General features: G+C 71.6%; 11 protein-coding genes. 4 read left to right on the top strand and 7 right to left on the bottom strand.

Annotated elements, in window-relative coordinates; genetic code table 11:
* Positions 1 to 260: 260 nt before the first annotated feature.
* The 3 genes from IF61_RS0105905 to IF61_RS0105895 form a co-directional block, all read right to left on the bottom strand.
* The gene (locus IF61_RS0105905; RefSeq protein ID WP_030365173.1) at positions 261 to 1,391 is read right to left on the bottom strand and encodes a LysM peptidoglycan-binding domain-containing protein; all 1,131 of its coding nucleotides are present in this window, start codon (positions 1,389 to 1,391) and stop codon (positions 261 to 263) included.
* Between the two features lie 128 nt (positions 1,392 to 1,519).
* Entirely contained in the window at positions 1,520 to 2,896 is a 1,377-nt protein-coding gene (locus IF61_RS0105900; RefSeq protein WP_245684419.1) for a cytochrome P450 family protein, read from the bottom strand.
* Between the two features lie 33 nt (positions 2,897 to 2,929).
* Positions 2,930 to 3,373, bottom strand: coding sequence for a DUF6479 family protein (locus IF61_RS0105895; RefSeq protein ID WP_030365171.1), 444 nt, complete (start codon positions 3,371 to 3,373; stop codon positions 2,930 to 2,932).
* A gap of 158 nt (positions 3,374 to 3,531) precedes the next feature.
* Between IF61_RS0105895 and IF61_RS0105890 the strand changes: the two genes are divergently transcribed.
* The gene (locus tag IF61_RS0105890) at positions 3,532 to 4,293 is read left to right on the top strand and encodes a hypothetical protein (RefSeq protein WP_030365170.1); all 762 of its coding nucleotides are present in this window, start codon (positions 3,532 to 3,534) and stop codon (positions 4,291 to 4,293) included.
* Between the two features lie 137 nt (positions 4,294 to 4,430).
* Here the strand turns inward: IF61_RS0105890 and IF61_RS0105885 are convergent, their stop codons facing one another.
* Both IF61_RS0105885 and IF61_RS0105880 read right to left on the bottom strand, forming a co-directional pair.
* Positions 4,431 to 5,402, bottom strand: coding sequence for a nucleoside triphosphate pyrophosphohydrolase (locus IF61_RS0105885; RefSeq protein WP_030365169.1), 972 nt, complete (start codon positions 5,400 to 5,402; stop codon positions 4,431 to 4,433).
* Positions 5,403 to 5,523: 121 nt separating this feature from the next.
* On the bottom strand, positions 5,524 to 6,150 hold the full coding sequence (locus IF61_RS0105880; RefSeq protein WP_030365168.1) for a SurA N-terminal domain-containing protein: 627 nt from the start codon (positions 6,148 to 6,150) through the stop codon (positions 5,524 to 5,526).
* Positions 6,151 to 6,520: 370 nt separating this feature from the next.
* Here IF61_RS0105880 and IF61_RS0105875 point away from each other — a divergent pair, with 370 nt between their 5' ends.
* Entirely contained in the window at positions 6,521 to 8,005 is a 1,485-nt protein-coding gene (locus IF61_RS0105875; protein WP_030365167.1) for a DUF2079 domain-containing protein, read from the top strand.
* A 31-nt stretch (positions 8,006 to 8,036) separates the two neighbouring features.
* Here IF61_RS0105875 and mfd read toward each other — a convergent pair whose 3' ends face one another.
* Both mfd and IF61_RS32050 read right to left on the bottom strand, forming a co-directional pair.
* A complete protein-coding gene (gene mfd, locus IF61_RS0105870) occupies positions 8,037 to 11,570 on the bottom strand; it encodes a transcription-repair coupling factor (RefSeq protein WP_030365166.1) in 3,534 nt (1,177 codons plus the stop codon).
* A 411-nt stretch (positions 11,571 to 11,981) separates the two neighbouring features.
* Entirely contained in the window at positions 11,982 to 12,338 is a 357-nt protein-coding gene (locus tag IF61_RS32050; protein WP_052392436.1) for a hypothetical protein, read from the bottom strand.
* A gap of 170 nt (positions 12,339 to 12,508) precedes the next feature.
* On the opposite strand from IF61_RS32050, the gene IF61_RS0105850 reads away from it, so the two are divergent.
* Complete coding sequence (locus tag IF61_RS0105850; protein WP_030365164.1) at positions 12,509 to 13,363, top strand: helix-turn-helix domain-containing protein; 855 nt, start codon at positions 12,509 to 12,511, stop codon at positions 13,361 to 13,363.
* A 12-nt stretch (positions 13,364 to 13,375) separates the two neighbouring features.
* Positions 13,376 to 13,579: a DUF397 domain-containing protein gene (locus tag IF61_RS0105845; protein WP_030365163.1), complete on the top strand. Its 204-nt coding sequence runs from the start codon at positions 13,376 to 13,378 to the stop codon at positions 13,577 to 13,579.
* Positions 13,580 to 13,605 lie beyond the last annotated feature (26 nt).

Below are 13,605 nucleotides of genomic sequence, written 5' to 3'. Positions count from 1 at the left end.
GACTCCAGCGGCCGTCGGCAGGATTCGGCGTGACGACCGTGGTGCTCGCGGTGGCGAGCGGTCACGACGGTAAACACAGTCGAGGCAAGGGTTCAAACCCCTCTTTCCAGCCACAGTCGCCCGTGGTTACCCAGGGGAACACTGCATTTCCGCAGGTAGGAGGGGGTTTGCCAAGTTGGGGAAGGTGACATTCCGCCAACTGGCAAAGAGACCCATGTCTCACTTTCGACTGGAACGGACATTCGCCGCGAACTGCCGGTCTATTTACCGACCTCGAGCTTCTGACCAGGACGGATCAGGTCGGGATCGGTTCCGACCGCTTTCTCATTGCGGTGGTAGAGAGACTGCCAACCACCGTTGACCGCATGCTGTTCGGCAATGACTGACAGGTTGTCACCGGGGCGCACGGTGTAGTCGGTGGCCGTGGGACTGCCGGTACGGCCTTCGCTGCCGCCGCGCGATGAACGAGTGTCGTCCGAACGTGACGGGTCGGCACGGTGCTTGCCCGTACTGCCTTCGACGCCGTCGGACGCCTGCCCCGCCGCGGAACCGGAACCGTCCTGGGTGCCCTGGGACGGCGTCGCGGGGGACGTGGGGATCGAGGTCGGGTCGTCCGTGGGGGACGACGAGGGCTTGCGGTGCCGGCCTTCACCGGGCTCGCCGGACTTGCCGTCACCGTCCTTGCCGTCACCGGGCTTGCCGTCGCCCGGCTGCGTGTCTCCCGGCTTGGGCGTCGAGGCGTCGGGGGACGGGCTGCCGGAGGGCTTGCCCGAGGGGGTGCCGGAGGGAGTGCCGGACGGCCGGTCCGGCGAGGGCTTGCCGGACGACGGCTGAGCGGAAGGCTCCGTCGACGGCTTCCCGGACTGCGAGGGGGACGTGGACGGCTTCTCCGGCTCGGCGGACTTGTCCGGCTCCGACGGCGTGGAGTGCGAAGTGGTGCGCTCCGGGGCGCGTGATGGCGTCGAGTCGCTCGCGGGGGCGTGCGTGCCGCCCGGGTTGACGTCGGCCTTGGCTCCGCCCGAGGTGAGGCCCGCGCTCGCGGCGCAGCTCGACCAGGTGCTGTGGCCACGGCTTTCGAGGATCTGATCGGCGACGGCGATCTGCTGCGCACGGCTGGCGAGGTCCGGCCGGGGGGCGTACTCCCGGCCGCCGTAACGCTCCCAGAGGTCCTGGGTCAGCTGCAGTCCCCCGTAGGTCCCGTTGCCGGAGTTCGCACTCCACAGGCCTCCGCTCTCGCACTGGGCCACGCGGTCCCAGGTGCCGGCGTCGGCGGCGGACGCGCCGGTGGCCGCGAGCAGCGGCATGGCGATTCCGGAGGCGGTCACCCCTGCGGCGACCACGATGGCGGGTATCTGACGGGGGCGGCGATGTCGGCCGGTTCCGGGTCTCATGGGCGGTTGCCTCTCGTGTGGCGTCGCAACGGTCTTTTCGGAATGGTGGTTGAACATAGCGACGCCCCACCGCAGTCACAAGCCGGTGTAGCGGAGGTCACGCCGAGGTCACGCCGGGTGACGAGAGGTCAGGCGGGCCCGGATTTCGGGTGGTTTGCGGCGTGGTGCGGGTCGGGGCTTGTGCCCGGAATGCCCGGGGCTCCGCCCTGGTCCCCGCCCTCGGGACGACCCTCGGGACGACCCTCGGGCGTGAAGGCCACGGGGAGGGTGCGCAGGCCGCGCATGATGAGCCCGCCGCGCCATCGCAGGTCCTCCGGCTCGGCGTTCAGCCGCAGGTCGGGAAGGCGCCGCAGGAGCGTCGCGAGGGCCGTCCGGCCCTCCAGCCGCGCGAGCGGCGCGCCGAGGCAGTAGTGGATGCCGTGCCCGTATCCGAGGTGCTGGTTGTCGCGCCGGGAGAGGTCGAGGGTGTCGGGGTCGGCGAACCGCTCGGGGTCGCGGTCCGCGGCCGCGAGGACGACGAGGACGGGGTCGCCCTCGGCGATGCGCTGCCCGCCGATCGTCAGGTCCTGTGTGGCGAACCGCCAGGTCGCGAGCTCCACCGGGCCGTCGTATCGCAGCAGTTCCTCGACGCCGGTGGCGAGCAGGGTCTCGTCACCCTCGGCGAGCGCCCGCTGGAGGCGCTCGCGCTGCTCGGGATGGCGCAGGAGCGCGTGGGTTCCGTTACCGATCAGGTTCACAGTTGTTTCAAAACCGGCGAAGAGCAGGATGAAGGCCATCGCCGCGGCCTCGTTCTCGGTGAGGTGCTCGCCGTGGTCGCTTGCCCTGATGAGTCCCGAGATCAGGTCTTCATCCCCTATGTCTTGCAGGGCCCCCCGCTTCCGGTGGATCAGTTCCGCGAGATACGTCCGCATCTTCTTCACGGAACGGGCCACTCCGCCGCGGGGGCCGCCGCCGTGGCGGATCATCATCCCGGCCCAGTCCCGGAAGTCGTCCTGGTCCTCGGGCGGGACGCCGAGCATGTCGCAGATGGCGTAGATGGGGAGCGGGAACGCGAACTCGTGAATGAGGTCCGCCTCCCCTTTACTTGCGAACCCGTCGATGAGCCGGTCGGTCAGCTCCTGCACCCGGGGCGCGAACTCGGCGACGCGGCGCGGGGTGAACGCCTTGGAGACGAGGCGGCGCAGCCGGGTGTGGTCCGGGGGGTCGATGTTGAGCAGGTGCGTCATCAGGTTGGCGCTGCGCTCGCCCGGGATGCCGACCTTGCCCTTGCCGTGGGCCGACTCGGAGTGGTGCACGGGGTTCTTCGACAGGCGCTGGTCGGCGAGCGCCTGACGGGCGTCGGCGTACCGGGTGACCAGCCAGGCCTCCACGCCGCTGGGCAGGGCGGTGCGGTGCACGGGGGCGTGCTCGCGCAGCCAGGCGTACGCGGGGTAGGGGTCGGAGGCGAACTCCCAGGTGAAGAGGGAGGGGGCGGGCGGGGTATTCGAGTCGTTCGCGTCGTGCACCCCTTGACGCTACTAGGGGGGAGGCGGTCCGGCTCAGTGGTGGCCGGGGCCGCCGCTGCCGAAGCCGCCGCTGCCGCCCGGGTTCCACTTCTTCCTCTCCTCGGAGAGCTCCTCGGGGTGGCTGCCGGGGTTGTGGATCTCGTGCGGCAGGACGCGCTCGCCGTTCGCCTCGGGGTGCAGCTCGTCCGCCTCGCGGTGCTCGGTGACGTACCCGACCTTGTTCTCCTCGTCGTCGTTGTGCCCCGGCCCGTGGTCGGGCGAGGTGGGCCCGGTGTCGTGCTCCTGCCTGGTCTGCCAGGCGCCCTGCCGGCGCTGGGGCTGGGAGGGCGGGGGCGGTTCCTCGTCGCGCTTCCGGAAGCCCTTGACCACGGCCATGATCAGCAGGGCGACGACGAAGAGGCCGACGACGAACTGGATGATCCCGCCGGCCCAGTGCGGGGCGGCGAGGTCGGCGAGGTGTACGTACTGGGTGCGCATGACATTCCGGGTACCCGCCCGCCGCCCGGACAAGACGGTCCGTAGGCCGAACGGGTGCCCGAGCGGGAGGGCGACTCCGGCATGTGCATACTTGCGTTCGAATTTTGGTCTTTTTGATCGTTCTCTTATCTCTGTACCTCTGTGCAAAGGAACCCCCTGTGGACGTTCGCCCCCGCCGGGTCGCCCTCGCGGCCCTGGTCGCCGCCTCGTCGCTGCTGCTCGCCGCCTGCGACGGCGGCTCTGATTCCGCCTCCGGTCCGGGCAAGGCGTCGGACTCCGGCAGCAAGAAGGACAAGGGCGCGCCCTCCGTCCCCGCCGCCATCACCGCCGACCAGGCCCAGCAGGCGCTCGTCGCCCTGACGGACCTGCCGGCCGGCTGGAAGCTGGAGCCGAACACGGGCCTGGACAAGTCGCAGGGCGGGGAGGACGAGCTGGTCAACGGCTCCAGACCCGAGTGCGCGCCGATCACGGCCGTCCTCAACACGGGCCGGCTGGAGGAGGACCACAAGGCGAACGCCCAGGTGGTCTTCACCAAGAAGGGCGACCAGACGACCGTCGCCCAGGACGTCAGCGGCTACGAGCGCGCGGTGGCCGAGAAGGCCATGGCCGGGCTGCGGACGGCGGTCGAGAAGTGCGCGGCCTTCGATGCCAAGCAGAACGGCAAGAAGGCCACGGTGAAGGTGAAGAAGCCCGCCGGGGAGCAGCAGAAGTACGGCGACGAGTCGGTCTCGTACGCCGTCAACATCGTCGTCGGCGACATGCAGATGGACTTCGACCTCGGCACGGTCCGCAGCCACGGCGCGATCACGACGGTCCTGAACAACTACTCCGACCACGGCGACCGCGGCAAGGCCGCGTTCGCCAAGGCCCTGACCAAGGCGGCGGAAAAGCTGACCGCGGCGGCGGCGAAGACGGCCTGAGGGCGGCGCGGGGGCGCTCAGGGGATCGCCGGGCGCCCCGCGCTTCTTGCCGCCAGGCAGGAAATCCCGCCGCGACGGCGACCAGCCACCGCGGCGGAACCCGGCGGTGCCGAACCCGCCGTAGCCGTACGTACCCCCTAAAAGCCTTCCGCGGAGCGAATCGCGTCGCGGTACGTGCGCGCCGCCGCCCGCAGCGCCGTCTCCGGTTCCACGCCCGACGCCTCCGCCCGTACGGCCAGGGCGAGCAGTTCGTAGCCGATGCCGTCGCCCGCGGGGACGGCGACGTCGAGGCCCTGCGACCGCACCCGGGAGGCCAGCTTCGCCGTGAGGGCGAGCGCCGGCTGGCCGAGCGGGACGCCCTCGGTCACCGACTCGCGCCCCTTCTCCTCCGCCTTCGTCCGCATCCAGTGGGCCCGCACGTCCTCCGGGGTCTCCGCGGACTCCTCGCCGAAGACGTGCGGGTGCCGGTGGATGAGCTTGTCGACGATCACGCCGGCGACGTCGTCGACGGTGAACGCCTCGCCGGGGTCGTCCTGCGCGATCCGCGCGTGGAAGACGACCTGCAGCAGGACGTCGCCCAGCTCCTCCCGCAGCGCCTCCCGGTCCCCCGTCTCGATCGCCTCGAGAAGCTCGTACGTCTCCTCCAGCGCGTACTTCGCGAGGTCCTCGTGCGTACGGATCCCGCTCCACGGGCAGGCGACCCGGATCCTGTCCATGACCTGCACCAGGTCCAGCAGCCGCGCGCCGGGCAGGTCGTACGAACCGGGCAGCAGCTCCAGCGCCGGCATCGTCTCGCGGCCGGAGCCGGCGAGGCGGGCGAGCCCGTCCGTGAGGGTGGACTCGCCCTCGGCGGAGGTGATGACGACGGCGCTGCGCCGTCCGCTCGCGCAGAAGTCGACGAGCTCGCGGGCCGTGGCCGAGCCGTGCTCGACCTCGATGCCGGCCTCCCGCAGATACGGCAGCTGCGGGTGGCCGGCGTCGGCGCACAGCACGCGGTCGGCGGCGCGGAGCGCCTGCCACGCGGGCCAGGACAGCAGCCCCGGGGCGACCCGGTGGCTGGTGGTGAGCAGGACGATGCGGCCAGGTGCGGAGTCGGCGGAGTCGTTCACACCGCCGAGCCTAGGCGACCGGGCCACGGAGGGCTGTGCCGGGCGCAGAGCCCACGGCGGGCACCTCTTATGCCGGGCGCGCTGCTTAAGCCGAGCGCACCGCTCAAGCCGGGCGGGCTGCTCAAGCCGGGCGATCGGCCGCCGCGGCCGCCGCGGCCGCCGCGGACCGCAGCCACGGCTCCAGCGCGGTCTGGGCGGTGCCGCGCTTGCCGTCCCACACGCCGTAGCGCGGGTTCACGTCGACGTGAAGGGAGTCGGAGGTGTGCATCAGGATCTCGTTCGTGCGGGCGGTGCCGAACTTGCCGTCCAGCTTGGCGCGGACGAGGTCCACGGAGAGGGCCCGGTCGATCTGGTCGGGCGCGATGCCGAGGGCGAGGAACCGGGCGCGCACCGCGGCGGCCCCTCCGTTGGCCGCCTCGACGTCGGCCCGCTGGCGCTGCAGCTCGCGCCGCGTGACCTCGACGCCGTTGTCCTTGCCGGCCTGTTCCACGATCCGGTACTGGATGAGGCGGACCAGGGTGTCCTGGCCGAGGCGGGCACTGTTCGCCGTGAGCTGCTCCCCCTGCGGGGAGGAGCGCTGCGCGTCGCGGACGTCCGCGACCTGCTGCTGCAGCTGGGAGACGGTGATCCGGTCGTCGCCCACGACGGCCGCGGCCCCCGGATGGGCGGTCTGCCCGCAGGCGGTGAGGAGCGGGGCCGCGAGCAGCGCGGCGGCGGTGACGGAGAGCGCGGTCCTTCGGCGGATCATGAAGCCTCCCGGCGGCGGTCGTGCGACGGTGATCGACCTGCGTTGATCGATGGTAGGGAGTCCGGGTGGCCCGGGCCACCGATTCGACCAACGATTCGCGGGGCGCCGGGATGTGCGGGACGCCGCGGAAGCCCGGGGCGCGGGCCGCGGGCCCCCGGCGACGCCTGCTTCAAGACCAACGGCCGCGCGGACCGGAAGAAGACGGGCTGAACGCCGGGGCTCTGAGAGAAGAACGACAGATTCCAGCCGAACCGCCCCAGGGGACCGCTCGTCTCTCGGAAAGGGGGCCGGGCGCCGGCGAGGCTCCGCGTATCTTTTCCGACAGTCATTCCGTAGTCATCCCACCGTTCCCGGAACAAAGGACTCCCCCATGGACTCGGCCGCCGCCACCGTTCCGGCACCGGGCGGGCCCGCGGCCGAGGCGGCCCCGGGCGCCCGGCCCCGCGCCACGGCCCTGCGCACCCCGCGCTGGGATCCGTACTGGCTCGCGGGCGTCCTCTTCGTCCTCTACACCGCGCTGTCCCTGTGCCGGCACCGCCGCATGCTCACCATGTCCTGGGACCTGGGCATCTTCGAGCAGGCCGTCCGCGGCTACGCCCACCTCCAGGCGCCCATAGCCGACCTCAAGGGCCCGGGCACCAACATCCTCGGCGACCACTTCAGCCCGGTCACCGCGCTCCTCGCCCCCCTCTACCGGCTCTTCCCCACCCCGGTCACCCTGCTCGTCGCCCAGGCCGCGCTCTTCGCCCTGTCCGCGATACCGGTCGCCCGGCTCGCCGCCGGGCTGCTCGGCCGCAAGCGCGGGCTGGCCATCGGCATCGCCTACGGCCTGTCGTGGGGCGTCCAGCGCGCGGTCGACTTCGACTTCCACGAGATCGCCTTCGCGATGCCGATGCTCGCCTTCTCCCTCGAAGCGGTGGTGCGCGGGCGCTGGCGGGCCGCGGTCTGGTGGGCCGTGCCCCTCGTCCTGGTCAAGGAGGACCTGGGCATCACGGCGGCCGCGATCGGCGTGATCATCCTGATCCGGCTGCGCGGCGCGAAGTCCCGCGGCGAGGGCGTCCCCCGGGGAGCGGCCCCGCTGGCCACCGGCCTGGTGGCCTTCGGCCTGGCGGCGGCCGCGATCACCTTCGGGCTGATCATCCCCGGCTTCAACACCAGCGGCGCCTACGACTACTGGAACAAGCTCGACGGCGGCGGGGCCGACGGATCCCCGGCCACGATCCCCGCCGACACCGCGATACGCACCCTGCTGTGGATCCTGCTGCCCACCACCGGCCTGCTGGCCCTGCGGTCCCCCGTCCTGATCGCCGCCGTGCCGACCCTGGCCTGGCGGTTCGCCTCCCACGACGACCACTACTGGAGCACGGACTGGCACTACAACGCCGTCCTGATGCCCGTCGTCCTCATCGCGCTCACCGACGCCCTGGCCCGGAGCCGCGACAGCCGGCGCCCGCTCCTGCGCTCCTACGCGCACCACCTGCCCGGCGCGGTCCTCGCCGCGTCCCTCGCCCTGACCGCGTCCCTGCCCCTGTACTCCCTGACCGAGTCCGCCACGTACAGCGTCCCGGAGAGCGTCCGCGCGACCGAACGGCTCCTGGACCGCATCCCCGACGGGGCGACCGTCGAGTCCGACATAGCCCCGATAAGCCGCCTCGCCGGCCGGTGCCGGGTCTTCTGGATCGGCGACACCCGCGGCATCACCCCCGACTACATAGCCATGCGCCTCGGCGACGGCAAGAGCCGGGAGGACGTCATCGCGGACGGGGAGCGGATGCATCCGGGGGTGCGGTACGCCTTCCTCGGGGGCGAGGGGGGTTACGCGGTGCTGAAGAAGGCGGAAGCAGGGGCCTCCTGACCCCCGCCGCCCCCTCCGTCCCCGGCTGCCTCTACGACCCCAGGATCGTGGTCAGGAACTCGCCCGTCCACGCCAGCAGCTCCCGCCCGACCAGGGGCTTGCCGCCGATCGGGCGGGTGGCCGGGCGGGGCACCAGGATCTGCTTCGTGGCCGGCTTCATGACCGTGCGCGGGTAGAGCCGCTTGAGGCGCAGCTCCTGGGACTCGCGCAGCTCCACCGGGCCGAAGCGGACATTGGAGCCCTGGAGGGTGATGTCGGAGACGCCGCACGCCCGGGCCAGCATGCGCAGGCCCGCGACGAGCAGCAGGTTCTCCACGGGCTCCGGCAGCTTGCCGTAGCGGTCGGTGAGCTCCTCGCGGACGGCGCGGATGTCCTCCTCGCTGTTCGCGGAAGCGATCGCGCGGTAGGCCTGCAGGCGCAGGCGCTCGCCGGGGGCGTAGTCGTGCGGGACGTGCGCGTCCACCGGCAGTTCGATCTTGACTTCGAGGGGGGCCTCGGGCTGCTCCTCGCCGCCCTCGACCGACGCCCGGTAGTCCGCCACGGCCTCGCCGACCATCCGGATGTAGAGGTCGAAGCCGACGCCCGCGATGTGGCCGGACTGCTCGCCGCCGAGGAGGTTGCCCGCGCCGCGGATCTCCAGGTCCTTCATGGCCACGTACATGCCGGCGCCCATCTCCGTGTGCTGGGCGATGGTGGCGAGCCGCTCGTGGGCGGTCTCGGTCAGCGGCTTCTCCGGCGGGTAGAGGAAGTAGGCGTAGCCGCGCTCGCGGCTGCGGCCGACGCGGCCGCGCAGCTGGTGCAGCTGCGACAGCCCGAAGTTGTCGCCCCGCTCCACGATCAGCGTGTTGGCGTTGGAGATGTCGATGCCGGACTCGACGATCGTGGTCGAGACCAGCACGTCGAACTTCTTCTCCCAGAAGTCGACGACGACCTGCTCCAGCCGGCTCTCGCCCATCTGCCCGTGCGCGGTCTGGATCCGCGCCTCCGGCACGATCTCGCGCAGCCGCGCGGCCGCCCGGTCGATGGACTCCACCCGGTTGTGGATGTAGAAGACCTGGCCCTCGCGCAGCAGCTCGCGGCGGATCGCGGCGCCGATCTGCTTCTGGTCGTACGGGCCCACGAAGGTCAGCACCGGGTGGCGTTCCTCCGGCGGGGTGGTGATGGTCGACATCTCGCGGATGCCGGTGACCGCCATCTCCAGGGTGCGCGGGATCGGGGTGGCGGACATCGTCAGGACGTCGACGTTGGCCCGCAGCTTCTTCAGCTGTTCCTTGTGCTCGACGCCGAAGCGCTGCTCCTCGTCGACGATGACGAGACCCAGGTCCTTGAACTTCGTCTCGGACGAGAACAGGCGGTGCGTGCCGATGACGATGTCGACCGAGCCGTCGCGCAGGCCCTCCAGCACGGCCTTGGCCTCGGCGTCCGTCTGGAAGCGGGACAGGGCCTTGGTGACCACCGGGAACTGCGCGTACCGCTCGGAGAACGTGCCGAAGTGCTGCTGCACCAGCAGCGTGGTCGGCACGAGCACCGCCACCTGCTTGCCGTCCTGCACGGCCTTGAACGCGGCGCGGACCGCGATCTCCGTCTTGCCATAGCCGACGTCGCCGCAGATCAGGCGGTCCATGGGGACGGACTTCTCCATGTCCTCCTTGACCTCGGCGATGGTCGTGAGCTGGTCGGGCGTCTCCGCGTACGGGAAGGCGTCCTCCAGCTCCCGCTGCCAGGGGGTGTCGGGGCCGAAGGTGTGGCCGGGGGCGGCCATGCGCGCCGAGTACAGCTTGATCAGGTCGGCGGCGATCTCCTTGACGGCCTTCTTGGCGCGCGCCTTCGTCTTCGTCCAGTCCGCGCCGCCGAGGCGGTGCAGGGTGGGGGCCTCGCCGCCGACGTACTTGGTGACCTGCTCCAGCTGGTCGGTCGGGATGTAGAGGCGGTCGCCGGGCTGGCCGCGCTTGGCGGGCGCGTACTCCACGAGCAGGTACTCGCGGGTGGCGCCCTGGACGGTGCGCTGCACCATCTCGATGTAGCGGCCGACGCCGTGCTGCTCGTGGACGATGTAGTCGCCCGCCTGCAGCGTCAGCGGGTCGATGGTCTTGCGGCGGCGGGCCGGCATCCGGCCCATGTCCTTGCTGACGGACTTCTGCCCGGACAGGTCCGTCTCGGTCAGGACGGCGACCTTCAGGCCCGGGTGCACGAAGCCGTTGTCGAGGCTGCCGCAGGAGACGTGGACGACGGACGGCGACAGGCCGTCGACATCCGCGTCCAGGCGGGCGGCGATGCCCTCGCCGCCGAGGACCTCGACCGTACGGGCCGCGGGGCCGTGGCCCTCCGTGACGAAGACGGTGCGCCAGCCGTCGGCCAGCCAGCCCTTGGTGTCGGCGAGCGCGCGGGCGGTGTCGCCGCGGTACGTCTCCGGAGCGTGCATGCCGAGCTTGAGCGTGTCGCCGTCGGGCTCCTCGTCGGCCGCGAAGGGGCTCACCGACCACCACATCTGGCCGAGCTCGCGGGCGCGGTCGCGGACGTCCGCGATGCCCCACAGGGAGGCCGCGTTCACGTCGATGGGGGCCTCGCCGCCGCCGGCCGTCGCCGCCCAGGACGCCTGCAGGAACTCCTGGCTGGTGGCCACGAGGTCCGCGGCGCGGGTCCGCACCCGCTCCGGGTCGCACACGACCGTCATCGCGCCCGCCGGCAGCACGTCCAGCAGCAGCTCCATCTCGTCCACCAGGACGGGGGCGAGGGACTCCATGCCCTCCACCGCGATGCCCTCGGCGATCTTGGAGAGCAGCTCGCCGAGCTCCGGGTGCTCCTCGGCGAGGGCCGCCGCCCTCTGCCGTACGTCCTCCGTCAGCAGCAGCTCACGGCAGGGCGGCGCCCACAGGCCGTGCTCGGCGACCTCCAGCGAACGCTGGTCGGCGACCTTGAAGTAACGGATCTCCTCGACCTCGTCGCCCCAGAACTCGACCCGGAGCGGGTGCTCCTCGGTCGGCGGGAAGACGTCCAGGATGCCGCCGCGGACGGCGAACTCGCCGCGCTTCTCCACCAGTTCGACCCGGGAGTACGCGGCGGCCGCCAGCGCCTCCACGATCTCCTCCAGGTCGGCGCTCCGCCCCGAGCGCAGGCTGACCGGCTCCAGGTCGCCGAGCCCCTTCACCTGCGGCTGCAGCACGGACCGGATCGGCGCGACGACCACGCTGACCGGCCCCGCCGCCGGATCGTCCTTGCGCGGGTGCGCGAGCCGGCGCAGCACGGCCAGGCGGCGGCCGACGGTGTCCGAGCGGGGCGAGAGGCGCTCGTGGGGCAGCGTCTCCCAGGCCGGGAACTCCACGACGCCGTCCGGCGGCAGCAGCGAACGCAGCGCCGCCGCCAGATCCTCGGCCTCACGGCCGGTGGCGGTCACCGCCAGGACGGGCCGTTTGGCGTCCCGGGCGAGCGCGGCGACGGCGAAGGGCCGGGCGGCGGACGGGCCAACGAGGTCGACGTGCGGGCGGTTGCCGTCGGCCGCGGCCTTCACCGCTTCGGCGAGCGCCGGATCGTAGACGACGGCGTCGAGCAGACCGTGCAGGCTCATGAGGGCTTTTTCCGTCCCGGGTGGAGCGAGGGGTGGACAACGCGAACGGCCCGACACGTGTCCACGGGCCGGGTGAGCCCAGCCTACGACGGAGCGCCGACAACCGCGGCCCGACGGTTCCGGGGCCCGGGACGCCCCCGCCCGCGCCGGCGCCGGTCAGAGTGGCCAGGCGATGACCTGGACGATGTATAGGCACTGCTGCCGCACGACGGTCAGATACTGGAGCATCCCTCCGGGGAGAACTTCCTCCTGCACCCGGGCGACCGGCCCCGCCGATGACGTGCCGGGCGTCGGGGTCGTACTCCCAGCCCTATTCACCCATCGGCGACCTGCGCCCTGGCCGTGTCCATGACCTCCCGCTCCGTCGCCATCTCCGCCAGCCGGGACGGCGCGACCTGCGCGATGCCCCGATCACCGCACGGCAACCGGGTTGTCGAGCGCGGCCGCCCCGGCGGGACCGAGCCATACGAGGCGGGCTCGCTCGCCGCATTTCTCGCCGTACCACCACAGGGCCCGCTCGGGTGAGCGGAGCCGCAGGGTGTTGTGGCCGTTGGCGCCGATGACGTCCACGGGGCCGTCCTCGTGGGCGATGCCCCAGGCGACGACCTCCGCGTCCGTGACGCCTTCCGCCAGGTCGGTCTCCTGGACGATCGCGAACATCCGCGGCGCGGAGTCGAGGACGAGGGCGCAGATCTCTTCGTCCAGGTCGAATTCGAAGTCACGATCGAGTGAGCCGGGGCCGGAGCCCTGCGGGGTTTCAGCAGCCATGGAAGTCTCCTGTCACCGAGGAGTCGAGCAGGGGGCATGCCGCGATCAGCGGGGCAACACCCCAGCCCGGCACCTGAGTTACACCATAGCCAGCAGTTAGGATTCATCGAGCTTTCTCGATGAGATACGTCATAACACACCTCGTGTGGGTGACAGGAGGGGATCGCGCAATGGCCCGGATCAAGCTTCCGCCGACTATCCGGCAACGACGACTGGGCACGGAGCTGCGCCGGCTGCGCGAGCAGGCGGATCTCAACGCCACCCAAGCCGGAGCGCTGCTCGGCTCGTCCCAGTCACGCGTCAGCAGTGTCGAGTCCGGCGGCTACGCGGTCAGTGCGGACAAGGTCCGTGCCATGGCTCGCGCGTACGGCTGCTCGGATCAGCCGCTGATCGACGCCCTCACGGGAATGACCGGCGGCCGGACCCGCGGCTGGTGGGAGGAGTACCGCGAGATCCTCCCACCGAGCATGCTCGACATGGCCGAGCTGGAGCACCACGCGCAGTCCATGCGGATCGCCTGCATCATCCACATGCCCGGGCTGTTGCAGACCCGGGAGCATGCCCACGCGATCATCGGCAGCATCGAGCCCCCGCTGCCACCGCACGAGGTGGAGCACCGGGTCTCGTACCGGATCAAGCGGCAGGCAGTGATCTACGGCGAGCGGCCGACCCCACTGACCGCGATCATCCACGAGGCCGCGCTGCGCATGCACTTCGGCGGCCGGAACGTGGCCCGCGCGCAGCTCCAGCACATGCTCACCATGAGCGAGCGGGACCACATCACCGTGCTGGTGATCCCCTTCGAGGCGGGCACCTTGCCCAGCTCGGGGCAATCGGTCGTCTACCTCGGTGGGGAAGTACCGCACATGGACACCGTCCAGCTCGACACGGATCACGGCTCCGAGTTCCTGGACACTCAGCCGCAACTGGCCAGATACCGCAGCACCCTGGACCGGCTGGAATCCCTCACCCTGAAGCCGGAAGCGTCACGCGACGCGATCCACCGCATCGCACGCGACATCTGACGAAGGAACGCCGTGTCCATTCACAGCTGGCAGAAGTCCTCGTACAGCGGCAACGCCGCCAACTGCCTCTACGTCGCCCCGGGGACCGCCGCCGGAACCATACGACTCCGGGAGAGCGACGCCCCCGATCTCATACTCACCGCGCCCCCCGCCGCGCTCCGCGCCCTCATCCGCGCCGCCAAGGACGGCCGCCTGGCTCCCCACGCCGAACGGTGAGCGCAAAAGGCCCGGCCCCGAGACGC

It is taken from the genome of Streptomyces roseoverticillatus (genome assembly GCF_000719265.1).
In the GTDB taxonomy this organism is placed as follows: Bacteria; Actinomycetota; Actinomycetes; order Streptomycetales; family Streptomycetaceae; genus Streptomyces; species Streptomyces roseoverticillatus.
Note: the sequence above shows the minus strand (reverse complement) of the source record. Positions and strands in the feature narration are given on the sequence as shown.

Excerpts from the sequence above, each read along its gene's own strand:
- IF61_RS0105905 (WP_030365173.1), bottom strand. The coding sequence starts at position 1,391 with ATGAGACCCGGAACCGGCCGACATCGCCGCCCCCGTCAGATACCCGCC.
- IF61_RS0105895 (WP_030365171.1), bottom strand. The coding sequence starts at position 3,373 with ATGCGCACCCAGTACGTACACCTCGCCGACCTCGCCGCCCCGCACTGG.
- IF61_RS0105880 (WP_030365168.1), bottom strand. The coding sequence starts at position 6,150 with ATGATCCGCCGAAGGACCGCGCTCTCCGTCACCGCCGCCGCGCTGCTC.
- IF61_RS0105875 (WP_030365167.1), top strand. The coding sequence starts at position 6,521 with ATGGACTCGGCCGCCGCCACCGTTCCGGCACCGGGCGGGCCCGCGGCC.
- mfd (WP_030365166.1), bottom strand. The coding sequence starts at position 11,570 with ATGAGCCTGCACGGTCTGCTCGACGCCGTCGTCTACGATCCGGCGCTC.
- IF61_RS32050 (WP_052392436.1), bottom strand. The coding sequence starts at position 12,338 with ATGGCTGCTGAAACCCCGCAGGGCTCCGGCCCCGGCTCACTCGATCGT.
- IF61_RS0105850 (WP_030365164.1), top strand. The coding sequence starts at position 12,509 with ATGGCCCGGATCAAGCTTCCGCCGACTATCCGGCAACGACGACTGGGC.